Origin of the sequence: Candidatus Galacturonatibacter soehngenii (assembly GCF_008830185.1) — a bacterium.
GTDB classification, from domain to species: domain Bacteria; phylum Bacillota; class Clostridia; order Lachnospirales; family Lachnospiraceae; genus Lachnotalea; species Lachnotalea soehngenii.
This window is the reverse complement of sequence record NZ_WAGX01000004.1, coordinates 858,533-884,677: the sequence shown is the minus strand read 5'-3', so window position 1 is coordinate 884,677 and position 26,145 is coordinate 858,533. Positions and strand designations below refer to the sequence as shown.

At 35.5% G+C, this 26,145-nt stretch carries 20 protein-coding genes and 1 pseudogene; 19 read left to right on the top strand and 2 right to left on the bottom strand.

The features are described from left to right. The first annotated feature begins 4 nt into the window (after positions 1-4). From cbiQ to F7O84_RS06655, 10 genes are all read left to right on the top strand, one after another. Positions 5-817, top strand: a complete 813-nt coding sequence (cbiQ, locus tag F7O84_RS06695) for a cobalt ECF transporter T component CbiQ (RefSeq protein WP_151143284.1) — start codon at positions 5-7, stop codon at positions 815-817. Then, complete coding sequence (locus tag F7O84_RS06690) at positions 814-1,587, top strand: energy-coupling factor ABC transporter ATP-binding protein (RefSeq protein WP_192451677.1); 774 nt, start codon at positions 814-816, stop codon at positions 1,585-1,587. The genes cbiQ and F7O84_RS06690 overlap by 4 nt, the downstream gene beginning before the upstream one ends. 157 nt (positions 1,588-1,744) lie before the next feature. After that, positions 1,745-3,538 carry a heme NO-binding domain-containing protein gene (locus F7O84_RS06685; protein WP_151143278.1) on the top strand — a complete coding sequence of 598 codons (1,794 nt, stop codon included), beginning with the start codon at positions 1,745-1,747 and terminating at the stop codon, positions 3,536-3,538. A 185-nt stretch (positions 3,539-3,723) separates the two neighbouring features. Next, positions 3,724-4,677: a glycoside hydrolase family 43 protein gene (locus F7O84_RS06680; RefSeq protein WP_151143275.1), complete on the top strand. Its 954-nt coding sequence runs from the start codon at positions 3,724-3,726 to the stop codon at positions 4,675-4,677. Positions 4,678-4,710: 33 nt separating this feature from the next. Then, positions 4,711-6,213, top strand: coding sequence for an alpha-N-arabinofuranosidase (locus F7O84_RS06675; protein WP_151143272.1), 1,503 nt, complete (start codon positions 4,711-4,713; stop codon positions 6,211-6,213). 202 nt (positions 6,214-6,415) lie between these two features. Beyond that, positions 6,416-7,102 carry a response regulator transcription factor gene (locus F7O84_RS06670; RefSeq protein ID WP_151143269.1) on the top strand — a complete coding sequence of 229 codons (687 nt, stop codon included), beginning with the start codon at positions 6,416-6,418 and terminating at the stop codon, positions 7,100-7,102. Next, positions 7,089-7,349: a hypothetical protein gene (locus F7O84_RS19570; protein WP_330578735.1), complete on the top strand. Its 261-nt coding sequence runs from the start codon at positions 7,089-7,091 to the stop codon at positions 7,347-7,349. Before F7O84_RS06670 ends, F7O84_RS19570 begins: the two co-directional genes overlap by 14 nt. Continuing rightward, positions 7,312-8,148, top strand: a complete 837-nt coding sequence (locus tag F7O84_RS06665) for a sensor histidine kinase (RefSeq protein WP_330578734.1) — start codon at positions 7,312-7,314, stop codon at positions 8,146-8,148. Before F7O84_RS19570 ends, F7O84_RS06665 begins: the two co-directional genes overlap by 38 nt. A 110-nt stretch (positions 8,149-8,258) precedes the next feature. After that, positions 8,259-8,954: an ABC transporter ATP-binding protein gene (locus tag F7O84_RS06660; protein ID WP_151143264.1), complete on the top strand. Its 696-nt coding sequence runs from the start codon at positions 8,259-8,261 to the stop codon at positions 8,952-8,954. Beyond that, positions 8,938-11,268, top strand: coding sequence for an ABC transporter permease (locus tag F7O84_RS06655; protein ID WP_151143262.1), 2,331 nt, complete (start codon positions 8,938-8,940; stop codon positions 11,266-11,268). Before F7O84_RS06660 ends, F7O84_RS06655 begins: the two co-directional genes overlap by 17 nt. Before the next feature lie 65 nt (positions 11,269-11,333). On the opposite strand, the gene F7O84_RS06650 is transcribed toward F7O84_RS06655, so the two are convergent. Further along, positions 11,334-12,194 (bottom strand): HDOD domain-containing protein, encoded by an 861-nt coding sequence (locus F7O84_RS06650; RefSeq protein ID WP_207708040.1) that lies wholly within the window; start codon positions 12,192-12,194, stop codon positions 11,334-11,336. A 399-nt stretch (positions 12,195-12,593) separates the two neighbouring features. Between F7O84_RS06650 and F7O84_RS06645 the strand changes: the two genes are divergently transcribed. Continuing rightward, positions 12,594-14,315 (top strand): ABC transporter ATP-binding protein, encoded by a 1,722-nt coding sequence (locus F7O84_RS06645; protein WP_151143260.1) that lies wholly within the window; start codon positions 12,594-12,596, stop codon positions 14,313-14,315. Positions 14,316-14,327: 12 nt separating this feature from the next. Then, entirely contained in the window at positions 14,328-16,106 is a 1,779-nt protein-coding gene (locus tag F7O84_RS06640) for an ABC transporter ATP-binding protein (RefSeq protein ID WP_151143258.1), read from the top strand. 10 nt (positions 16,107-16,116) lie between these two features. Here the strand turns inward: F7O84_RS06640 and treR are convergent, their stop codons facing one another. Beyond that, on the bottom strand, positions 16,117-16,848 hold the full coding sequence (gene treR, locus F7O84_RS06635; protein ID WP_151143256.1) for a trehalose operon repressor: 732 nt from the start codon (positions 16,846-16,848) through the stop codon (positions 16,117-16,119). 171 nt (positions 16,849-17,019) lie between these two features. On the opposite strand from treR, the pseudogene treP reads away from it, so the two are divergent. From treP to F7O84_RS06600, 7 genes and pseudogenes are all read left to right on the top strand, one after another. After that, a pseudogene (treP, locus tag F7O84_RS06630) lies at positions 17,020-18,423 on the top strand (PTS system trehalose-specific EIIBC component); the annotation flags it as partial. A 54-nt stretch (positions 18,424-18,477) separates the two neighbouring features. After that, a complete protein-coding gene (treC, locus tag F7O84_RS06625) occupies positions 18,478-20,121 on the top strand; it encodes an alpha,alpha-phosphotrehalase (protein WP_151143252.1) in 1,644 nt (547 codons plus the stop codon). A 216-nt stretch (positions 20,122-20,337) separates the two neighbouring features. After that, a complete protein-coding gene (locus F7O84_RS06620; protein WP_151143250.1) occupies positions 20,338-21,735 on the top strand; it encodes a beta/alpha barrel domain-containing protein in 1,398 nt (465 codons plus the stop codon). Between the two features lie 161 nt (positions 21,736-21,896). After that, positions 21,897-22,592, top strand: coding sequence for a GntR family transcriptional regulator (locus F7O84_RS06615; protein WP_151143247.1), 696 nt, complete (start codon positions 21,897-21,899; stop codon positions 22,590-22,592). Positions 22,593-22,655: 63 nt separating this feature from the next. Further along, positions 22,656-23,864: an NADP-dependent isocitrate dehydrogenase gene (locus tag F7O84_RS06610; protein WP_151143244.1), complete on the top strand. Its 1,209-nt coding sequence runs from the start codon at positions 22,656-22,658 to the stop codon at positions 23,862-23,864. Positions 23,865-23,960: 96 nt separating this feature from the next. Beyond that, the gene (locus F7O84_RS06605) at positions 23,961-25,283 is read left to right on the top strand and encodes an MATE family efflux transporter (RefSeq protein ID WP_151143241.1); all 1,323 of its coding nucleotides are present in this window, start codon (positions 23,961-23,963) and stop codon (positions 25,281-25,283) included. Between the two features lie 130 nt (positions 25,284-25,413). Beyond that, on the top strand, positions 25,414-26,136 hold the full coding sequence (locus F7O84_RS06600) for a hypothetical protein (RefSeq protein WP_151143239.1): 723 nt from the start codon (positions 25,414-25,416) through the stop codon (positions 26,134-26,136). Positions 26,137-26,145 lie beyond the last annotated feature (9 nt).

The window sequence follows — 26,145 nt, the reverse complement described above, 5'->3', positions numbered from 1 at the left end:
AAAGATGCATCATTATCACAACAAAAAGCATCACAACCACCGAACACTTGCTTTTTATCATTATGCAATGAAATCAGGATTAGCTTATGTTAATCCTGATTTAAAATTGTGGGTAGGAATCATTTCATTGGTTCTTTGCTTATTATCTTGCGGTTTTACTTCAATCGTTATTGCTGTAATTATGATAGGTGTTATTCTTTTCTTTGGTAAGGTAAATGTCAAGGAATATTGGCATTTACTGCGTATACCATTTACCTTTATATTGCTAAGCGGCATTGTGCTTTTGGTTGACATTTCAAGGATAGAGGAAGGGATTGTATTCATTTCTATTTTACATAGATATCTTATTATCACGAGGGAATCACTTTTTACAGCGTCTAAAATCAGTGTAAAAGCAATGTGTAGTGTGACTTGCCTTTATATGATTAGCTTATCTACACCCATGCATGAGATTATAAAAGTGCTTCGAAAATGGAAGCTACCAGAAATTATGATTGAACTGATGTTTTTGATTTATCGCTTTATCTTTGTATTGCTTGAGGTGTACTACAACATGAAAACCGCTGCAAAAACAAGACTTGGATACGTAAATTTAAGAAGGTCCTATCAATCCTTCTTTGGAATTTGCACCAACCTTTTTGTCATTGCCTTTCAAAAGGCATCCAAAAATTTTGATGCGATGGAGGCGAGAGGGTATGACGGAAATCTCAGGTTTTTGGAGAGTGAAAAGCCTGCCACAAAAAAGCAATTGGGATTATGCGGGGGGTATTTTCTAGTGATAATTATCTTGCTTGGCGTAGAAAGGATATTAATATGAGTATGACAAAACATGTTTTGAAGGTAGAGCATGCGTATTTTTCCTACGAAGAAGGACGCTATGCACTCCATGACATTAACGTGTCTATAAACAAAGGAGAGAAAATAGCTGTCATAGGCAGTAACGGGGCTGGAAAATCGACTTTTTTTCTGACGTTAAATGGTGTTGTAAAGCTGTTAGAAGGTGAGCTGTATTTTCATGGAGAGAAACTAGATTATTCACGAAATCATCTTGTAAAGCTACGTAAAAGTGTTGGAATGGTGTTTCAAAATCCTGATGATCAGATTATTGCGTCAACGGTTGAAGGTGAGATTTCCTTTGGTCTTTTTAACATCGGGATGAAAACAAAGGAGGTGCGTACGAAAGTGAATGGCGTGATGCAAGAGATGAATCTTACAGAGTATGCAAAGCGTCCGCCTCATTTCTTAAGCGGTGGGGAGAAAAAGCGTGTCACAATAGCTGATGTGGTGGTGATGGAACCAGAAATCATTTTGTTTGATGAACCAATGGCCAGTCTTGACTGTAAAAATACAGCTCTTTTTCGTGAACAGATTGATAAGCTGCATAAGAGGGGTGTGACCTTACTTATCTCTACCCATGATATGAACTTTGTATGGGAATGGGCCGAGAGGGTAATCGTCTTTGCAGATGGAGAGATTGTTGCAGACGATATACCCACTGTGATATTTGAAAATGATGAAATCATAAGCAGGGCATCACTACAAAAGCCTCTATTGTTTGAGAGTGAGAAATATCGAAACAAAGTGTAATAAGCACAAGAAAATACATTATAATTATGTCCTAACGTAGATTATAACTTGTATAACCTGCTTATGGCCTTTGTCGAATTAGGTTGCTAATCAAAAATAATTGCGATATAATACTAATTATGTTATTCACAATTATTATTGGATAAGGAGCAAAATTATGAAAGGTACAGTAGTTTCAACTTGGGTGCAATCTAGCAGAAGGTTGTTCGGAGATAAAGTGGTAGATGATGCACTAGTTGCGAATGGTTTGTCAAAAGATTATATATTTTCACCATTGGAAGATGTAAAAGATGACATTGCAAAAGGCATTGTTGTAAAAATAGGAAGCAATGTTGGAAAAGAGCCGAAAGAGATTTGGAAAATAGTAGGCGAGCAAAATATTAAGACGTTTAGTACTAACTATCCTGGATTTTTTAGACATGATACGGCATATGAGTTTTTAAAATCCATGAATGATGTTCATGTGATTGTTATGAAACGTTTCAAAGGAGCAGTTCCGCCAATCCTTGATGTAACACCGATATCCTCACATGAGATAATCTTTACTTATCGATCCAAACGTGGGATGGGCGATTACTTAACTGGTTTAATCAGTGGAGTATCAAATTATTTTAACGAAAAGATAGATGTTGCATTCCTCAGTCAAAATGGAGATGAACTACAGCTTAAGTTAACATTTGAAAAAGAAATACAGGTAAAGAAAAAGTTTCATTTAAATCTCTTATTTTCCTTTGGTGTGCTAAAGGACATATCGATGAAAACAGCACTGTTTAACTCGATTTTGGTAATTGTGGCAGGACTTATTATGCCAGTAAATAACCTGTATGCTGTTATACTTGGTGCAGTTTCTTTTGTTTCATCGATGGTAGGAAGTAAATTACTTAACAGACCGATGAAGATTGTTGTAGAAGAGATTAAAAAACTAAAGGAACGAAAATATACAGAGGCGGTTATTTTGCAATCCAAGGATATCTATGAAGATATTATGGGCGAGATTAATGAGTTAAAGGGCGGCGTTCAAAAGGATTTCATGGGCTTTAATGCTATCGTGGATGAAATGAATATGTTCAATCATGCGATAGAAAATATTGCAAATACCATGCAAAGTGCGTCAAACGATATTACAGATGTATTAGATGAAGTGGCAATGGCTGCAACCAGTCAAGCTGAAGATACAGGAAAAGCAATTTCTGTGCTCAGTGTAAGTATTGAAAATGTGACGGATATTTCAAACCAAAGTCAGGATAACAAAGATAAAATTGAGGATGTAGTGGTTAGCATTGAAGAAAGCTTTGGGAATGTAAAGCAAACGGCATCTGAATTAGATGTTGTATTACATAAATTCAATGATATACGAAGAAGCGGTAATGAATTAAAGGATAATGCAACCAATATTACGAAAATTGTTTCCATTGTATCAGCAATTGCACATCAGATTAATTTACTGGCGCTAAATGCTTCCATAGAAGCAGCAAGAGCTGGCGAATCAGGAAAAGGCTTTGCAGTGGTTGCCGATGAGGTTAAGAAACTTTCAGAAGAAACCAATCAAGCAGTGGAACAGATTAATAGTAGTTTAACGAATTTTATTTCCAGTATTGGTAATGTGGTAGAAGCAATTGATGTACAATATGAAGTATTAGAACAGCAAAATACCAATCTTACAGATGCAGTAGGAACATCAATGTTATCAAATGATAGACTAAAACAGGTAGCAAACCTTATGATTAAGTCTTCACAAGACTTAAAGCTAGAAGCAGATAATATTACAGAAGTATTTGATGGAATTCAAAATCTTGCTGCTATCGCAGAGGAAAATTCAGCGGCAACCGAAGAAGCTAGTTCAAATGTAGCGATTTATGTTGACCAGATTACAGAATTAACACAACAGATTGTTGTATTTGATAAAATGATTAAGAATTTCCAAGAGGATTTAAGTAAATATAGAATTTAATATAAAGCAAAATCTTTGAAACCTAATGAAGGTGCAGTTCATGCACATTTCATTAGGTTTTTTGCTATTACAAAATAAAAAAGCTTTTATAAATAAATGTTTGAAATATAGATTGTTATGTATTATAATTTAGATATACATAAAATAATTTAAATAAAAGTAAATGAGACGGTTTGGAGGAAGAAATGAATAGTCAAGAACTTAAGTATAATGAGCCATGGATATTGCAAAGAGCAGATCCTTATGTTTTAAAACATTCAGACGGGTATTATTATTTTACTGCAAGTGTACCAGCTTATGATAGAATTATCATTAGGCGATCTAAGACGTTGGCAGGATTAAAAGAGGCGAGTGAACATACAATATGGATAAAGCATGAAAAAGGAAATATGGGGAGTCACATTTGGGCTCCAGAGATTCATTATATAAAGAATCGTTGGTATATCTATTTCGCAGCAGGAGATGCAGATGATGTGTGGCGAATTAGACCCTATGTTTTAACTTGTAAGGACCAAGATCCAGTAACTGGACAATGGGAAGAACTTGGAATGATGCAAAGTGCAGATGGAGATCCTTTTTCTTTTGAAGGATTTTCATTGGATGCAACAGTATTTGAGCATAAGGAAGAGTTATACTTTGTATGGGCTGAGAAAGTTGGAGTAAAGAGTCAGATTTCCAATCTCTACATCGCGAAAATGGAACACCCATGGAAATTAAAAACAGTGCAAGTACTTTTAACAACGCCAGATTATGAATGGGAAAGAGTAGGATTTTGGGTAAATGAAGGTCCATTTGTAATAAAAAAAGAAAATAAAATATTTTTAACGTTTTCTGCAAGTGCCACGGGAGCTTGTTATTGTATTGGAATGTTAGAGGCAGATGGCAACTTGGATTTGTTAGATCCTTTATCTTGGATGAAATATCAAGAACCAGTATTGCAATCGAATCCAGCAAAAAAGATATTTGGTCCTGGTCATAATTGTTTTACAGTGGATGAAGAGGGAAATGATATTATGGTCTATCATGCAAGAGTAACGGATCAGATAGTAGGAGATCCATTAAATGATCCCAATCGGCATACGATGTTTATGAAACTAAAATGGGATAAAGAAAACAAACCCATTTTTGATTTTAATTAAAAGAGTGCATAGCACACGAAATGGAGGTTAAATATGGCAAAATTATTTATCAATGAGAACAAACAGGCGGGGCATATTAACGCAGAAATCTATGGGCATTTTGCAGAACATTTGGGAAGATGTATCTATGGTGGAATCTATGTAGGGGAAGATAAAGCCATACCAAATACCAATGGTATGAGAAATGATGTTATTGCGGCGTTAAAAGAAATCAATGTACCAGTACTTCGCTGGCCAGGAGGATGTTTTGCGGATGAATATCATTGGAAGGATGGTATTGGACCAAAAGAAAAGCGTAAAAAAATGATAAATACACATTGGGGCGGTGTAGTAGAAGATAATAGCTTTGGAACACATGAATTTATGGAGTTATGCAAACAACTTGGTTGTAAGACCTATGTTAATGGGAATCTTGGAAGTGGTACGGTGCAAGAAATGTCTGAGTGGGTGGAATATATGACGTTTGATGGAGTATCACCTATGGCAGACTTAAGAAAAGAGAACGGGCAAGAAGAGGCATGGAAGGTTGATTATTTTGGCGTTGGCAATGAAAATTGGGGTTGTGGAGGCAACATGAGGCCAGAATACTATGCAGACGAGTATAGAAGATATCAAACCTATGTTAGAAACTATAAAGCAGGGGATGAGATTAAAAAGATTTGCTGTGGTGCTAATTCAGGCGATTATGATTGGACAGACAAAGTACTTAAGGTGACACATGAAAATACCCCACCACATCTTCATGGTTTTATGGACGGACTCTCATTGCATTATTATACGGTTCCAAACAACTGGACGACAAAAGGAAGTGCAACAGATTTTACGAAGGAAATGTGGTATCAAACTCTAAACAAAGCTCTTTTTATGGAAACGTTAGTAAGCAGACATGAAGCAATTATGGACCAATATGATCCTGAAAGAAAGATTGCTATGGTAGTAGATGAGTGGGGATGTTGGTATGATGTAGAACCTGGTACGAATCCAGGATTTTTGTATCAGCAAAATACGATGAGGGATGCTTTAGTTGCTGGAATCACACTGAATATATTTAACAAGCATTGTAACAGAGTCAAAATGGCTAATCTTGCACAGATGGTGAATGTATTGCAATCAGTTATCTTAACAGAAGGAGAGAAAATGATACTTACCCCAACGTATCATATTTTTCATATGTATCGTTGCCATCAAGAGGCAACTTTATTAGAAAGTTATATCAAAACAACTGAAATAGGAATCGAGGAAGAATATAAAGTACCAAACTTACATGAGTCTGTTTCAAAAGATAAAGATGGTGTTATTCATATAACGTTAAATAATTTATCACTTACAGAGTCCTATGATATTGAAACGATACTGACTGAAAAGAATATTATAGATGTAAAGGCAGATATATTAACAAATGATATGGCGGCGCATAATACATTTTCTAATCCAAATCAAGTAAAAATTCAACCATTTACAGAGATTGAGATTACAGGTAGAGAAATTACTTTTCAAATTCCACCTTGCAGTGTAATGAAAATCTCAATTCATTAATCAGTAGCAGTCACACGCATTGTAACAAAAGCGTATGACTGCTTTTATAATTAGTAACGGTAACGGCAATCTTGCATTGTTGAAACAAAGGAATTATAATGTACCCAGTGGTGGATTATTGTGCTGTGAAGATGACAATTGAGCCAAAGAATGCTAAAAAGCTTGTTAAATAGTCAAGCGAAACAGGGAAAGGAATTAAAGCATGAGTAACATATTACTTCTCGAAGATGATTTAAGTTTGATTAACGGACTTTCTTTTGCTTTCAAAAAGCAGGGATTTGAATTGGACGTTGCCAGAACACTCAAAGAGGCGGATGCTTTGTGGGCTGATGGTAAATATAATCTGCTGGTTTTGGATGTAGCGTTGCCTGATGGGTCTGGTTTTGAATTTTGCAAGAAGGTGCGGCAGGTTTCCAAGGTGCCAATTATTTTTTTAACAGCTTCCGATGAAGAAATGAACATTATTATGGGGCTAGATATAGGCGGTGATGATTATATCACAAAGCCGTTTAAGCTGGGAGTACTTGTATCAAGAATCAACGCCTTGCTTCGCAGGGCAAAGGACTTTGGCTCAGAAGACACGATACTGCAATCAAACGGTATCAAGGTGCTTTTGTTACAGGGACAGGCGCTTAAGAACGAGGAGCTGTTGGATTTGACCGCGGCAGAATATAAGTTATTGTGCCTGTTCATGCAAAATCCGAATATGGTACTTTCTAAGAATCAAATATTAGATAAGCTGTGGGATAGTGAGGGCAACTATATTGATAGCAGTACGCTTACAGTGTATATGCGTAGATTGAGAATGAAGGTTGAGGACAATCCAAGTGAACCGCAAATGCTTTTGACTGTTCGTGGCATGGGCTATAAATGGAATGTCGTGGACTGAGGTAGCTTATGAAAATATTTGCAAACAAAGACATAAAACACTTTTTCCTTGTTCTAACGGTTATTTTATTGGCTTTCCTTTTACTGACAGAAGGCATTGTCTGGCTGCTGTATCAGAAGGTTTTCTTTTGGCTGTTGTTGCTTTCTTTGTTGACAACAATCGCAATATGGGGAGTCTCTTATTGGTTTTTTTGTCGGCAAAACAAGATCATGGAGAATGCGGTATCGCAAATCAACGCCTACCTTGACGGTAATGAGAATGCCCGTATTGAATGTGATGAAGAGGGCGAGTTGTATAGACTGTTCCATTCCATAAACTCACTGGCTGCAATCTTAAATGCCCATGCGGCAAATGAATTGCGGGAAAAGGATTTTTTGAAAAATACCATCTCTGATATTTCTCATCAACTAAAAACGCCGCTCGCAGCTCTAAACATTTATAATGGACTACTGCAAGACGAAGCAGAGGAAATGCCTGTGGTAAAAGAATTTGTCACATTGTCAGAGCAGGAACTTGACCGCATTGAGACGTTGGTACAAAACTTGTTAAAAATCACAAAACTAGATGCTGGTTCTATTATCATTGAAAAGAGCATGGAGAACATAGCGGACATAATGCGAGACATCGAACTACATTTTGCGTATAGGGCAAGACAGGAGCAAAAAGAAATCGTTTTGTCTGGCTCAGATAATATTTCACTCTTATGTGACCGTGATTGGCTAATCGAGGGCATTGACAATATTGTGAAAAATGCGCTGGATCATACAGAAAAAGGCGACAAGGTTTGCATTGAATGGAAAGCCTTATCCAGTGCCATTCAGATTACGGTAAAAGATAATGGCAAAGGTATCCATCCAGAGGACTTGCATCATATTTTCAAACGATTTTACCGTAGTCGTTTTTCGAAGGATAAGCAAGGGATTGGGTTGGGACTTCCTATGGCAAAGGCCATTATTGAAGCGCATAGTGGCACCATAGAGGTTGACAGTGAATTAGGTAAGGGAACGACCTTTACAATGAATTTTTTAATTCCTACAAAATTGTAGGCTGATTGTAGCCTTGCAGTAATATTCATGTGCTATTCTTTCAACACAGGCAGGATAGACAAAGAAATCTGCCTGTGTAGCAAAATCATTAAGAAAGAGGTATTTGCACTATGAACTTATTAGAGGTTAATAACATTTGTAAGACATATGGCAGCGGTGAAACTGCTGTAAACGCACTAAAAAATGTCAGCTTTTCTGTCCCAAAGGGCGAATATGTGGCGATTGTCGGAGAATCGGGTTCCGGCAAAAGTACGCTCTTAAACATGATTGGAGCGCTGGATATTCCTACATCGGGCAAGGTAAAGATTGACGGCAAGGATATTTTTTCGATGAATGACCGAAAGCTCACCGTTTTTCGGCGAAGGAACATAGGCTTTATTTTTCAGGCGTTTAATCTTGTACCAGAACTCACCGTAGAGCAAAATATTATATTTCCGATGCTCCTTGATTATCAAAAACCTGACAAGAAGTATCTGGAAGAACTTCTCACAGTGCTAAATCTGAAAGAGCGCCGTAATCACTTGCCAAGCCAGTTATCTGGTGGCCAGCAGCAAAGAGTGGCAATTGGACGTGCGCTAATCACCCGTCCAGCACTGATTCTGGCTGACGAGCCGACTGGTAATTTGGATTCGCAAAACAGTAGCGAGGTCATTGCATTACTTAGAGAGGCATCTAAAAAATACGAGCAGACGATTATTATGATTACCCACAACCGAAGTATTGCGCAGACCGCTGATCGGGTATTTTTAGTATCAGACGGGGTTCTAACTGATTTGGGAGGTGTTGCGAATGAGAAGCTATCTTAGCCTTATTCCGATTTGTGCAAAGGTGAGAAAACGACAAAATCGCATGACAATTATGTGTATTATTATTTCGGTACTACTTGTGACAACGATTTTCAGCGTGGCGGACATGATGATTCGAACGAAAAGTGAAGATATGAAAAACAATCATGGAAACTGGCACATTCAACTGGAAAATATTTCTTTTGACATTGCAACAGAAATAAGTGGGCGTCCTGATGTTACGGCAATTGGCTGGTCAGAGGCATTCAATTCAAATGCAGATCAACCATACTATATCGGAGAGAAAAAAGCCGTTTTATATGGTACAGACAATATATATATGACCAGGCTTGCCAGTGCTATTGAAGAAGGAGATTTTCCAAAAAGCGATAATGAGGTCTTACTTAGTCTCAATGCTAAGCTTGCTTTGGATGTACAAATCGGTGACCGTGTAACTTTGAAAACCCCTGCTGGTGATACTGATGTTACAGTATCAGGCTTTGGAGCGGATGACAAAGAGTATTATAAAGATCAAACATATTTGGTTGCTGTGTATATGACACAAACAGCTTTTGCAACACTTATGGAGCAAAATGATATTTCTAGTAGCCCAATCTGCTATGTGCAGTTTCAAAATGCTTCAAAGGCTTCCAAAGCAATTTCACAAATCAAACAGCAGTATGATTTGAAGGAAGGAAGCATTAAGGAAAATACTGCTATCATGGGTATTTCGGGGCAAAGTAGCAATGAATCGATGAAAAATGTTTATGGAATGGCGGCTATTTTGTTTGTTCTGGTACTGCTTGCTGGTGTGCTGATGATATCTGGCAGTATGAACAGCAACGTAGCCCAACGGACAAAATTCTTTGGTATGATGCGCTGTATTGGTGCAAGTCGCCAGCAAATCATTCAGTATGTAAGGTTGGAAGCATTGAATTGGTGTAAAACGGCGGTGCCATTTGGCTTGATTTTGGGGACAGCAATCAGTTGGAGTGTTTGTGCGCTGTTACATTACGGGATTGGTGGTGAATTTACTAACACCCCTGTATTTGCTCTTAGCCCCGTCGGACTTGTTAGTGGTGCAGCAGTTGGGGTTGCAACTGTATTGTTGGCAGCACAGGCTCCTGCCAAACGGGCAGCTAAGATTTCTCCGATGGCAGCAGTTTCAGGTAATACGCAGACCGTATCATCGATACGGCATGCTTCAAAGTTAAGTTTTGGTAAGATTGAAAAGACGTTAGGTGTCCATCATGCAACATCGTCAAAGAAAAACTGGTTTCTGATGACAGCCAGCTTCTCCCTTAGTATCATTTTGTTTCTTTGTTTCTCGGTAGGGCTTGATTTTGCACGCGAATTGGTGCCATCTTTACGGTCATGGCAGCCAGATATTACACTCAACGGTTATGCGAATGAACGGGTACTAAGTCAAAGGTTGAGTGATACGATTGGTTCAATTTCAGGTGTGGATTATGTTTTTGGAAGCTCCTATATTCAAAATGTTCCAGTAACTTCTTCACGACAAGAAATTGACCATGTTAATCTGGTGGCTTATAGTGACTATCTGCTTGAAAATACAAAAGATAGTATGGTTCAAGGGGATTTGTTAGAAATCTATGGAGATAGCGATAAAGTTATGACAATCATCAATAAAGACAATCCACTAAAAGTTGGAGATATCATTTGGATTGCAGGGCAAGAGGTTGAAATTACGTGCGTTGCATCTAATGGTTTATATCCCAGTGAATACAGTATCATTTGCTCCATGGAAACTTTAAAGCGGCTGACGGGAGAACAAAATTATAGCTTGCTTGGCATACAACTAGGCAAAGATGCGACCGATGAAACGATACAGCAAATTAACAGTCTTGTTGAAAGCAATGTGATTTATAGTGATGCGCGCAAAAGAAATCAAGAAGATGCAAGTACCTATTTGGCTACACAATTTGTTATATATAGTTTTTTGGCAATTATAGCTATGATTACGATGTTTAATATGATCAACAGCATTTCGATGAGCGTGAGCGCACGAATAAAACAGTATGGTGCTATGCGGGCTGTTGGTATGGACGGTAGACAGCTTCTCCAGATGATAGCCGCAGAAGCCTTTACTTACGCTATTTCAGGCCTTGTGGTTGGTTGTGGAGTGGGAATTGCACTGAGTAGATTTTTGCATATCAAGCTTTTAACGCGATACTTTGGAACTACATGGAGCTTACCGATAGTGTTGCTTGTCATTGTTGTTGTGTTTGATTTTGTTTGTGCTGTCGCTGCGGTATATGCCCCGGCAAAACGGATACGCAATATGGCGATTACTGCAACCATCAATGATTTGTGAAAGCTTTGACCCTTATTTTCTCCCGCAAGGGAAAAGATAAGGGAAAGTCACAATTTACGATTTAGTTACACCACAATTTTGTAAAGACGTTCAATTTCTTGTGGAAGAGTATGTATGATTTCTTTCATAAAATCTTCATCAATGCCCAGTGACTCCATGATTTTTTTTGAGTAAATGAAAGTAGATTCACATCCAAGTAAGGATTCATAATAAGTGGTACTAATGCTATCTGCAAGATGTATAATCATTACATCTGTTTTATGTCGTGTGGCTAGCAAAGGAGTGTGGTGATTGGCTATGATGGTTTGCATTTCATCAGGTAAATTCCATTCAAAGCAAAGCCATGAGCCGATCTCTGCATGTGTAATTCCTTGTAATACAAGTTTTTCAGCTGCTATTTGATGAACTCCTTTTTTTTGTAACTGATGAATCTGATCCATTTCATCAGGGAGGCATATATCTAAAACAGTAACACCAATATCGTGAACCAGACCGTAAATAAACATTTTATCTTTATCCGACAAATTTGATTTTTCTGCAATTTTGTATGCAGCAATCGAAGTCCCAAGACAATGTTTCCAATATTTTTTATTATTGAATACTTTTGCTCTACCTTTTTCTATAGGAACTAATAGATTAGTGATATAAGAAATTGCTACTATCTTTGCATTGCGAGCACCAAGATATGTAATGGCATCTCTGATAGTTAAAAATTTGCGATTTAAATTAGAATTGTAATCCAAAGAATGTATCATAATTTTTTCAAGCTGGGGATATTTTATGAATTTATCAATGCATTCGTCTAAATCATATTCATATGGATCTAATAGCATGTCTAATATTTCGCCAAAAGCTTTTGGTATTTTTGGTAAATGCCCAGATTCTTTGATTTGTGTTATGACTTTGTTATGTTGCATATGTTCCATAGATTTAAACCTCCCTTATCTTATGTTTGTTATTCATTATAACGGAAAGAGAGTGTGTTTTCCATAATAATTCAGTGAAATTTTATTCAATACTTAAAATAATTTGAGGTATTGTATTTAGAAAAAGTAAGATATTATGAAATTGGTTGACAAAGTGTTTGTCCAAAGGATATAATAACAAAAGTGAAATAAAAATATAAAGAAAGAGAGGTAAAAAATATGTCTATAATTGGAATTGTTTTAAGAAATATCAACTTAATAAAGAATTATGAATGTAAGATTACCTCTATTGCATCACATTAAATTTATGTTTTTTTTATTTAAATTAATGTTAAGGCCGTAGCATCTTGCTATGGCTTTTTTGTGCTTTGGAGAGGAAAAGATTGGAAAGGGGAAAAAATGAAAAAAATTTCAAGCTATATACTAGAGCATTGGTATTTTTATTTCATTGCAATTATTTGCATGGTATTTCAGGTTGGATTAGATATGCTTTCGCCGCAGTTGACAAAGAAAATCATTGATGATGTGATTGGAAACGGACAAATAGGAATATTAACCCAGCTACTACTAATGATTTTTCTCATCGGTGCGGGGCGATGTGTGTTTGGATATATAAAAGAATATATATTTGATAAAATAAGCGCAAGTATCGCTTCTGATATGAGAAAGCGATTGTTTCACCATATTCAAGGATTATCCATTGGATTTTTTAATGAAAATAACACAGGTGAAATAATGGCAAGAGTTAAGGATGACGTGGATAAAATCTGGTCAGCTCTTGGATATATCAGTATGCTAATTATAGAAGTTGTCATACATACGACCATTATATTATTTTGTATGTTTCATTTGAATTTTAAATTATTTATGATTCCAGTCATTGCAATGCCAGTTGTAGGATTTCTGGCTATTTTGATGGAAAATAAATTGGGTGGAGTATACGAAGAAATTAGTGAAGAAAATGCTGTGTTAAATACCGTAGCACAAGAAAATCTAGCAGGAGTGAGAACGGTCAAAGCATTTGCAAGAGAGAAATTTGAGATTACAAAATTTTTATCGCATAACAAAAGATACTATGATCTTAATATGAGACAATCAAAGGTATTGGTAAAGTATCAACCTATGTTTCAAATGATAACAAAGCTTTTACCAATAGTTGCGATAGTTTATGGAGGAGTTCTTGTCATTAATGGTGAGATTACGCTTGGTACACTAGGAGCGGCGGCAGAATACTGTAATAATATTGTATGGCCGATGGAAATGCTTGGCTGGTTATTTAATGACCTTGCCAGCGCAATCGCATCAAATAAAAAGATTAAGACCATTTATAATCAAAAGCCTCAAATTGTAGAAGAAGAAAATCCTATCACATTAGGAGAGGTTAAAGGAAATGTAAAATTTGAACAGGTATCCCTTCAAATTGATAAAAAGTACATATTAAAGGACATTTCGTTTGAGGTAGAGGCAGGAAAAACGATTGGTATTATGGGTGCAACAGGTACAGGAAAAACCTCTATTATCAATTTGTTACAGCGTTTTTATGATGTATCAGAAGGAAAGATCTTATTAGATGGTGTAGATATTCGAAAATTAAGTCTAAAGGAATTAAGAAAGAATATTACACTTGTTATGCAGGATGTATTCTTGTTTTCCGATACGATTAATTCAAATGTAAAGCTTGGTAAGAAAAACAGAGTTCGAAATGATGAAGTAAGAGAGGCACTTAGAGAATCTCATGCCACGAACTTTATTGAAAAAATGGAAAATCAGTATGAAACATTAATCGGAGAACGTGGGGTTGGTTTATCAGGAGGGCAAAAACAAAGAATCAGTATCGCAAGGGCACTTGCAAAGAGAATGCCAATCCTTGTATTAGACGATTCTACATCTGCACTTGATATGGAGACAGAATATAAGATACAAAATAACTTAAATGAATTAGACAATGTAACAAAAATAATCATTGCCCATCGAATTTCAGCGGTACGTAATGCAGATGAAATCATTGTTTTAGAAAAAGGAAAAATAGCAGAACGTGGTAAACATGATGAGTTACTGGCAATGAAAGGATTATATTATAAGACGTTTCATGCACAATACAAAGAAGTAATGCGTGCATAGAAGGAGGAAAAAGTGGCAATTAATTCAGTAAAAGAAGATGAGCTTTTAGAGTCGCATTCCAGAAAAGTCACATTAATCAGGCTGTTTCGATATTTACTGGCTTATAAAAAGAAGATTATATTTGTACTACTGATTATGTTTTGTTGTGTAACAATTACGTTAGTCAATCCTCTTATTATAGAAAGAGCCATTGATGTCTATATAAAGCAAAAGGATAGAATTGGTCTTTTACGATTAGGTGCATTTGCGGCGGGCATTAATATTATTTTAGTAATATTGATTAAAACTAGAATGTATATTATGGCAGAAGTGTCAAATAAGGTATTATTAACCATACGAGAAGAACTATACACACACATTCAGACCTTAAGCTTTCAGTTTTTTGATAGCAGACCAACAGGTAAGATATTGGCAAGAATTATTGGAGATGTAAACTCGTTAAAGGAAGTATTGTCAAATAGTGTAACAACTTTGATTCCAGATTTCATTACGATATCATCCGTAGTTCTCATTATGTTTATAAAGAATTGGAGATTGGCAATTGCCGCATTAAGTAGCCTTCCGTTCATGATAATTGGTGTATTCATCATCCAAAGAAAGGCACATGTGAAATGGCAAATATTTCGTAAGAAAGGCTCGAATGTAAATGCATTTGTGCATGAAGATATTTCGGGTATGTATATTATTCAAAGCTTTGGAGCAGAAGAGGAGACACAAGAGACGTTTGAAGAGCTCCTTACGGAGCATAAGAATTCCTTTATGGCAGCAGTAAAATATGCAGATGCATTTGGACCTATTGTTGATTTTTGTTGGGGAATTGGTACATTAATGCTTTATTATGTTGGTGTTAAAATGATAGGTGCAGATAAAGTACCAGTAGGAACACTAATCGCATTTGGAACATATATCTCAATGTTTTGGCGCCCTGTTTTAAATCTTAGTAATTTTTATAACCAATTGATTACGAATGTTGCAGGGGCAGAGCGTATCTTTGAAATCATGGATACCAAAGCAGATATCACAGATGAAAAAGATGTTGCAACGCTTCCAGAAATCAAAGGAGAGGTAGAATTTCAAAATGTTTCCTTTGAATACGATGCAAATAGTAAAGTGCTAAATGATGTTAGCTTTAAAGTAAAGCCAGGTGAAACAATTGCTTTGGTAGGTCCAACAGGAGCTGGAAAATCAACGATTGTGAATTTGATTAGTCGATTTTACGATATCCAAAAAGGAAGAATTACCGTAGATGGTTATGACGTAAAGAAGATTACGATAGAGAGCTTAAGACAACAAATGGGGATTATGACGCAGGATAATTTCTTATTCTCTGGAACGATAAAAGAAAATATCAAATATGGTAAATTAGATGCAACCGATGAAGAGGTGATTCAAGCGGCTAAAGCAGTAAATGCACATGAATTTATAATGGAAATGGAAAAAGGGTATGACACGGTACTAAAAGAACGTGGGGCAGGATTATCTGTGGGGCAAAAACAATTATTGGCTTTTGCAAGAACCATGGTTTCAAACCCAAAGATTCTTATACTAGATGAAGCAACTTCAAGTATAGATACCCATACTGAAATATTAGTGCAAGAAGGAATCGAAGCTTTATTAAAAAACAGAACTTCTTTTGTCATTGCACATCGATTGTCAACCATTCAAAATGCTGACCGAATATTTGTTATTGATGATGGGATCATTGTGGAAGAAGGCAATGCAACAAAACTTATGGCAAAAAAAGGCTTTTATTATGAACTTTATATGGCACAGTTTGCAAATATTGTGTAGTTTTAAGGTTTTAAGAGCTTGTACGTTTTCTGGTAGCAGTATCTTGAAAACAAAAATAGTCAGGACGATGTCTGGATTTGGTGTATTCAAATAAAATACCATCCGAATTGTAAGTTTGATTGCTGATTACTGCTAGGCAGTTATAGTCGTTTAGCTCCAAGTATTTTTCATCAATTTCAGTAATTCTTTCTACGGTCACTTTTCTTTTACTTGTGACAATAGACATACCAAGTTCATTTTCCAGGTATTCATAAATGGACTTTTCGGCAATTTGTTTTGTAAGATTTGGAATCAAAGATTTTAAAAACATATTAATATCTAATATAAGCGGCTTTCCATCAAGGTAACGAACGCGTTGTATGTAATACAATTCGGTGCCAATTGGAAAGCCGCTATGTTTTGCAATTCTTTCATCTACGATTAATTCTGTAAATTGTATTACTTTCGTTTTCGATTCTCTATGATTTCTGGCGGCAGATTCTTGAAAGGACTCAATACCTCCTATCGTAAAGGTATTTTGATCCACTGGCTGATAAATAACTCTTACACCTATTCCATGCATGGTCTGAACATAACCTTCGCTGACTAAGGATTGGATGGCTCGTCTTATTGTATTTCTAGTACATTTATAATTTCTAGATAAAGTATTTTCTGATGGTAATAAATCTTGATAATTGTATTCCTGTGATTCTATTTTTCTCTTGATATCTATATAAATTAATTCAAATTTACTTTTTGGCATAATGACTCCTTCTAACTTGTTTAAACAATCTTATTTCATTATAAATGGGAAAAGTATTAGAGTCAATGTAAAAAAAGGAGCAGAAATGAAAATAGAGATTGACTTGTTTAAACAAGCATGATATAAATAAAATATAGAACTTGTTTAAACAAGTATAAGAGGAGGAACACTATGGGTAAATATGAAAAGGATGCAAAGGAACTTTTGGAACTAATAGGTGGTAAGTCCAATATCAATGCAGTATCTCATTGCGTGACAAGAATGAGGTTTGTCTTAAATGACCCTTCGGTGGCAGACATTAAAAAGATTGAAGAAATGAAAGTTGTCAAAGGTACCTTTACACAAGCAGGACAATTTCAGGTGATTATAGGTAATTCTGTGGGGGAATTTTATAATGATTTTGTTGCGCTAGCAGGAGTAGAAGGCGTATCAAAAGATGAAGTAAAGCAAGCAGCAAAGAAGAATCAAAATGTGATGCAACGAGCGGTAACAGCAATAGCAGAAATATTTGCACCTTTGATACCAGCCATTATTGTTGGAGGTTTGATATTAGGTTTTCGAAATTGTATTGATAGTTTATACGTATTTGAAAATGGAACAAAGACACTTGTTGATATAAGTCAGTTTTGGGCAGGGGTTGATAGCTTTTTATGGCTAATTGGTGAAGCAGTGTTTCATATGTTACCAGTCGGAATATGCTGGTCGGTAACAAAGAAGATGGGTACAACTCAAATGCTTGGAATCATACTTGGTTTAACCTTGGTGTCTGGTCAATTGCTAAATGCTTATGGAGTAGCTGGCACAGCGGCAGCAGACATACCGTTTTGGAATTTTGGTTTTTTTAAAATTAATATGATTGGGTATCAAGCTCAAGTAATACCAGCGATTTTAGCAGCGTTTACATTGGTGTATCTAGAGAAGTTTTTCCGCAAAATTACGCCACAGGTAGTTTCAATGATTGTTGTACCATTTTGCAGTCTCTTATTATCAGTAATAGCAGCACACTTTATATTAGGACCAATTGGTTGGAAAATCGGCTCTGTTATATCGAGTGTTGTGTATGCTGGAATTACAGGACCAGTAAAAGTTATATTTGCAGCTATTTTTGGATTTGTGTATGCACCTCTTGTAATTACAGGATTGCACCATATGACAAATGCAATTGATTTACAATTGATTGCAGATTATGGCGGAACTATGTTATGGCCGATGATTGCCTTATCAAATATAGCACAAGGCTCAGCCGTATTGGGTATGAGTTATTTGCAAAAGAAAAATGCTAAGGCGCAAGAAGTCAATATACCAGCAATTATCTCTTGCTATCTTGGTGTAACAGAACCAGCTATGTTTGGTGTTAATCTAAAATACGCGTTTCCATTCGTGTGTGGTATGATAGGTTCGGCAATCGCAGCAATTGTATGTGTCGGCGGAAGTGTTACAGCCAATGCAATTGGAGTAGGTGGAATACCTGGTGTTTTATCCATACAACCTGTGTATATGCTTTTGTTTACCATATGCATGCTAATAGCGATTATTGTACCTTTTGTACTAACCGTAATCGTAGGAAAGAAGAAGGGAATGTAATTACAGCGTAAGTGATAGGGTTTTGGCAAACTGGAGGAAAAAGAATTGTCAGATTTTAAAGATAAGGTAATATACCAAATATATCCAAGATCTTTTAAAGATTCCAATCAAGATGGAATTGGAGATTTAAAAGGGATAATTCAACAATTGGATTATTTACAAGAATTAGGAATTGACTATATCTGGATTACACCATTTTTTGTATCTCCTCAAAGAGATAACGGATATGATATTGCAGATTATTTCAATATCGATCCTTTGTTTGGTAGTATGAAAGATTTAGAGCAATTGATAGATGAAGCAGATCAACGTAACATTGGCATTATGCTTGATATGGTATTTAATCATACTTCAACAAAACATGATTGGTTTAAGCGTGCCCTAAATGGTGAAAAGGAGTATCAGGATTACTATATATTCAAAGAAGGAAGCAAAGATACGCCTCCTACCAACTGGGAGTCAAAGTTTGGAGGCTCAGCGTGGGAATATGTGCCACACCTTGGTAAATGGTACTTACATTTATTTGATGTGACGCAAGCTGACTTGAACTGGAATAATAAATGCGTTCGAGATGCACTAAAGCAAGTAATTTTATTTTGGAAATCAAAAGGCATCAAAGGATTTCGATTTGATGTGATTAACTTAATCTCAAAGCCTGAAGTGTTAGAAGATGATATGCTTGGTGACGGGAGAAGATTATATACAGACGGTCCAAATGTGCATGAGTACTTAAAAGAGTTAGTGAAGGATACTGGGATAGAGGATCTGATGACAGTAGGTGAGATGTCTTCTACTACACTTGAAAACTGCATTCGCTATTCCAAGCCAGAAGAGAAAGAGCTCACCATGTGCTTTAATTTTCATCATCTTAAAGTAGATTATCTAAATGGGGATAAATGGGAGGTTACCAAACCAGACATTCCCACATTGAAAAAAATACTGATGGATTGGCAGATGGGTATGCAAAAAGAAAATGGATGGAATGCAGTGTTTTGGTGCAATCATGACCAACCCCGTGTTGTTTCACGTTTTGGAGATGATAAGAGGTATTGGAAAGAATCTGCAAAAATGCTTGCAACCAGTATTCATCTTCTTAGAGGAACTCCATATATTTATCAAGGCGAAGAACTTGGTATGACCAATGCTTACTTTGATTCGATTGAGCAGTACCGCGATGTAGAAAGTTTAAATTATTATGAAATAATGATAAAGCAAGGAAAGAGCAAGGAAGAAGCATTAGAGATTTTAGCGGCAAGGTCAAGGGATAATGCAAGAACTCCGATGCTATGGTCAAATGAAAGGTATGCAGGATTCTCTGAAAAAGAACCATGGATTTTAATTCCATCTATGGAAGGGGATAAAAATGCTCTGGCTCAAAAAGAAGATAGCAATTCCATTTTTCATTATTATAAAAAATTAATTCACTTAAGAAAAACAAAAGAAGTAATTGCAGAAGGTAGGATTGACTTTATGTATCTGTCGCAACCAGAAGTATTTGCATATCGAAGATATACGGATCAAGACCAGATTATTGTAATCAATAATTTTAGCCATGACAAGATACAATTGGATTGTGAATTTGATTGTAAGAGGTATCAATTATTACTTAGCAATTACACTCTACACCAACAAAAAGAAGGTAAAATACTGTTACAACCATACGAAACTTTGGTATATGAAAGAAGGTAAAGTTGTTTTATCAAGAGGCTTATCTGTGACATCGTACAGATAAGCCTTTTTTTAAATCTCTTGCATAATTATTTATGATTTTAGTATAAAATACGACTTGACAATTAAAGGTATTATTGTATACAATAATGCTAAAATATTTTACGTTAATACGCTAAAAAGTTATTGATTTTAGCGTAACATATATTCTTAATCTAAATAGAAAGAAGAGAAAAGATGGAAAACAGATCAGTAAAAATGAACCGTCAAACAAACTTATTACAATTAGAAGAACATATCTATAATCTGGTAGATGTACAAAAGCCTAATGTATTTCGAAATTTATTTCCATATGATGAGGTGCCTAAAATAGCATTTAACGATAGAATCGTGCCTCATAATATGCCAGAGGAGATTTGGATTACAGATACAACCTTTCGAGACGGACAGCAATCAAGAGCACCTTATTCGACGCAACAGATTGTAAGGATTTACGATGATCTACATAGACTTGGGGGACCAAAAGGAATCATCAGACAAAGTGAATTCTTTTTATATAGTAAAAAAGATCGTGATGCTGTATATAAATGCATGGAAAGAGGATATGAATTTCCAGAGATTACAAGCTGGATACGTGCCAATAAAAAAGATTTTGAGTTAGTAAAAGAAATCGGATTAAAAGAAACAGGTATCTTAGTTAGCTGTTCTGATTATCATATTTTTTACAAGATGAAGATGACAAGAAAAGAAGCTATGAATCATTATCTAAGTGTAATAAGAGAATGTCTGGAAACAGGGGTAAGCCCAAGGTGTCATCTAGAAGACATTACAAGGTCTGATATATTTGGTTTTGTGATACCTTTTTGCCTTGAACTTATGAAGTTAAAAGAAGAGTATAACATTCCAGTTAAAATTCGAGCTTGTGATACCATGGGATATGGAGTAAACTTTGCAGGATCTGTCATACCACGTTCCGTACAAGGAATTATATATGGACTGACTACGCATGCAGGTGTTCCGTCCGAATTGATTGAATGGCACGGACACAATGATTTTTATAAGGCGGTATCTAATTCTACAACGGCTTGGCTTTATGGAGCTTGTGGTATTAATTGTTCATTGTTTGGTATTGGAGAAAGAACAGGTAATACTCCAATTGAAGCGATGGTATTTGAGTATGCACAACTAAAAGGTACATTAGATGGAATGGACACAACGGTAATTACAGAGTTAGCAGAGTATTTTGAAAAGGAAATTGGTTATAAAATTCCTGAAAGAACTCCTTTTGTTGGTAAAAACTTCAATGTAACTCGTGCAGGGATACATGCGGATGGATTACTTAAAAATGAAGAGATTTATAATATCTTTGATACCGAAAAGTTTCTAAACAGACCAGTACTGGTAGCAGTTTCAAATACTTCAGGACTGGCAGGTATTGCCCATTGGATTAATACCTATTACAAACTATCAAAAGATAGTCAGGTTGATAAAAATTCAGCCTTAGTTCAAGTGATTAAAGATTGGGTAGACGAAGAATATGAAAGCGGACGCGTCACTGTCATGACAGATGATGAGTTAGTTGCAATTATTGAAGAAACTTGCAATAAATTAGGAATTGCATTGAAAAATAAGTAGAAATCTTTTATTATGATAGAGTGGCGTTAAAAACTTTGTATTTTAACGTTAGATAAAAGTGTATTCTTATGATATGCAATAGGACGATTTAATCAAAGCATAGGGTTGATAAGACTCTAAGCAAATGGTAGCCAGATTTTATTTGTTGGGAGGATTTTAACTTGGCAATTCACGAACTTCAAAATGAAGTTACAGATAAATACTCCTTACGGGGGCGCGTGTTCAATCGAATCAGAGAGGATATATTAGCAGGTAAATACAAACAAAAAGAAGAATTAAAAGAAACTGCAATTGCTCTTGACTTAGGTGTTAGCAGAACTCCAGTAAGAGAAGCATTAAGACAACTTGAATTGGAAGGATTGGTAAATATTATTCCAAATAAAGGAGCTTATGTTACAGGAATAACAGCAAAAGATATCAAAGATATTTATATCATTCGTTCTTTATTAGAGGGGTTAAGTGCTAGATGGGCAACAGAGAATATTACAACAGAACAGATTGAGGAATTAGAGGAGATTACTTATCTGTTTGAATTTCATGCTCAAAGAAAACACTATGAACAAGTATTAGAACTAGATAACAAATTTCATGAAGTTATCTATAAAGCTTCTAATAGCAAGCAATTACATCATATGCTTTCTGACTTTCATCATTATGTGCAACGTGTACGAAAAATTACACTTTCCTCGGATACAAGGGTAGTAAAAACAAATGATGAACATAAAAAAATTGTGGAAGCTTTAAGGGAAAAGAACCCAGACAAGGCGGAAGTCTTGGCAAATGAGCATATTATGAATACCATTAAAAATATTAGTGATTATGGACTAGAAAATATTTTGAAACAAGCAGAAGAGTAATATAACAATTCTTGAATCAAGAGGGAATTGTTATAGAATACGAATTATTAGGAGGACATTAGCGTGGAAAAAATTAAAATGGCAACCCCACTTGTGGAAATGGATGGAGATGAAATGACAAGGATTCTTTGGAAAATGATAAAAGATGAATTGCTTCATCCATTTATTGAACTCAATACAAAATATTATGATCTGGGACTTGAGTATAGAAACGAGACAAACGATCAGGTGACTGTGGATGCAGCGCAAGCTACCAAAGAATATGGAGTTGCTGTAAAATGTGCAACCATTACACCTAATGGCGCAAGAATGAAAGAATACACATTAAAAGAAATGTGGAAGAGTCCAAATGGAACCATTCGTGCCATATTGGATGGTACCGTATTTCGTGCACCAATTATCGTAAAAGGGATTGAGCCTTGCGTTAGAAACTGGAAAAAACCAATCACGATTGCAAGGCATGCTTATGGAGATGTGTATAAAGCATCTGAAATAAAGGTTCCTTCAAAAGGGAAGGCTGAACTTGTATTTACAGCGGAAGATGGAACACAAATAAAAGAATTGATTCATGAGTTTAGTGGTGCAGGTATTTTACAAGGAATGCATAATTTAAACGATTCAATAGAGAGCTTTGCAAGAAGCTGCTTTGCTTTTGCACTTGATACAAAGCAAGATCTGTGGTTTGCAACAAAAGATACGATTTCTAAAAAATATGATCATACATTTAAAGATATTTTTCAGGAAATCTTTGATAACGAGTATGCAAAAGCCTTTGAAGAGGCTGGTATTGAATATTTCTATACTTTAATTGATGATGCAGTAGCACGAATCATGAAGGCAGAAGGCGGCTTTATCTGGGCATGTAAAAACTATGACGGTGATGTTATGAGTGATATGGTATCTTCTGCATTTGGATCACTTGCGATGATGACTTCTGTATTAGTATCACCAGAAGGTTATTATGAATACGAAGCGGCACATGGAACGGTTCAAAGACATTATTATAAGCACTTAAAAGGCGAAGAAACATCTACCAACTCTGTTGCTACTATTTTTGCATGGACTGGTGCGCTTAGAAAACGTGGTGAGTTGGATAAGAATGATGCTTTGATACAATTTGCAGATAAGTTAGAACAAGCATGTGTTCAGACAATAGAAGATGGAAAGATGACAAAAGATTTGGCATTGATTACATCAATTAAAAATCCAACTACACTAAGTAGTGAAGGCTTTATTAAAGCAGTACGTACTACATTAGAGCAAATACTATAAACAAGTTGAAGCGAATATTTGCCGTTTCTCTTAAAAACGCTTGTGCCTTATGGTAGAAGCGTTTTTTATGGTAATAGGATATTTAGGAGGATTGTTATGCAGTCAAATATGACGGAAGGAAATATTACAAAACAAATGATTGGGTTTGCAGTTCCCATGATTTTAGGGAATATTTTTCAGTTAACTTATAATGCAGTAGACTCTATCATTGTAGGAAGATATGCGGGCGAAGAAGCATTGGCTGCAGTTGGAACATCGAATCCTATCATGAATATAGTTATCTTTTTTATCATTGGAATTTGTTTAGGTGCATCTGTACTTATGAGTGAGTTTTATGGGGCAAAGGATTTTGATAAATTAAAGAGAGAAATATCAACTACTATAATTGCTGGTAGTTTTTTTACCATTCTGATTACGATTTTAGGTTTCATTTTTGCTCCGTTTATACTACGAATCATCCATACACCAGAAGAAGTTCTAATAATGGCAACTAACTACTTAAGAATAATATTTATTGGTTTGATTTTTACGTTCTTTTATAATGTATATGCGGCAGCATTAAGAAGCATCGGAGATTCCAAAACCCCTATTTATTTTTTGATTATTTCTGCAGTCATTAATGCAGGGTTAGACATTATATTCGTTGCAGGTATGCAAATGGGAGTCGTTGGAGCGGCATTCGCTACTATCATAGCAGAATCAGTTTCATGTATTTTATGTATCGTATATATTTATAAAAAAATGCCTTTTATTCATCTAGGTTTAAAAGAAATGATATTTGACAAATCATTAATTGGGAAAACGATTCATTATAGTTGGGCTAGCGCAATGCAACAAACGGTTTTACAAATCGGAAAAGTTTTTGTACAAGGAGCGGTGAATCCATTGGGAATTGATGGTATAGCAGCTTTTAATGCAGTAAATCGTGTCGATGATTTTGCATTTATCCCACAACAAAGCATTGCACAGGCAATGACTGTATGTATTGCACAAAACAGAGGAGCAAAAAAGACGTCTCGAATAAAAGAAGCGTTTAAAAAGAGTTTGGTAATAGAACTTTTTTACTGGTTATTTTTAGTTCTTGTAGTGTTCTTTTCTGCAAAAAATGTTATGGGATTATTTGTGAGTGATCCAGCTAGTAATGTAATTGTATTAGGAAGCAGTTATCTAAGATACATGGCATTTTTTTATTTGTTTCCTGCTTTTACAAATTGGATTCAGGGTTATTTTAGAGGAATGGGTAATATGAAAGTAACTTTTTATTCAACCAGTATTCAAATGGTATTTCGAGTTGTCTTTGTTTATTTATTAATACCAGTGGCTGGCTTTAAAGGAATTGCCTATGCTTGTGCCTGTGGCTGGATTGCAATGCTATTATATGAAGTTCCTGTATATTTAAAATCTCAGAAAGTAAAATAGGTTAAAACACAAAAAGAAAAACTTACAATTTCTTTAAGTTTATAAATATCGTTAATATATTTTTGTAAATATGTCGATATCCATCTTAGAATAAATTTGGCTTATTCAATACATTACTTAGGAGGAAGTTATGAAGGTAGAAAATAATACAAATTGGTCTAAGATAATAAATGATTCTGTTAACAACAATAATACAGTACTAGGAGCTAAAAAAGAGAAGGCTTCAGTAGAACAAAGTGGTTCGATACAAGCCAGTCAATTAAATCTAGTACCCCAAAATGATTCATCCATAAAAGATTTATTAGATAAAAAGGCAGAGCTTGATAAAAAAAGCGGGCAATTAGACGTGCAAGCTAAATTAGACTTAATAAAAGAAAAGCGTGCCAAAGAAATAGAAGGTTATCAAAATGAAATTAACGCTACCTTAGAGACGAAGAACACCCTTTCAAAATATCAGGAGGATTTAAATTCGACATATCAAGTTGAACCAGGTAGTCAGGAGGCATTGGAATTAGAGCTTAGAAGAAAATTTGAGGACTTTAACCGTGGTGGACAGATGCCATCTCCTGAAGAATTTGAAGCTTATAGCAAATTGGGAGAGCCAAGTGAATACCAGCAACGTATGTTAGAATATGATAAAAAGATTGTTGCATTGGACGAAAGAATTGAAGAAACCACTTCAAAATTAAAACATGAATTGCAAGAGGAAAGAGATGCTGAACTTTCCAGAGAAGATGAGAAGATACTAGAAATGTATCAAGCCATGATTCAAGAGGAAAAGAAAAGCATTGATAAGCAGATCAATGAAAAAGTAGTAGATGCAGCAGGAAATGTTGTTGATGAAAAAAGATAATTAAACTTA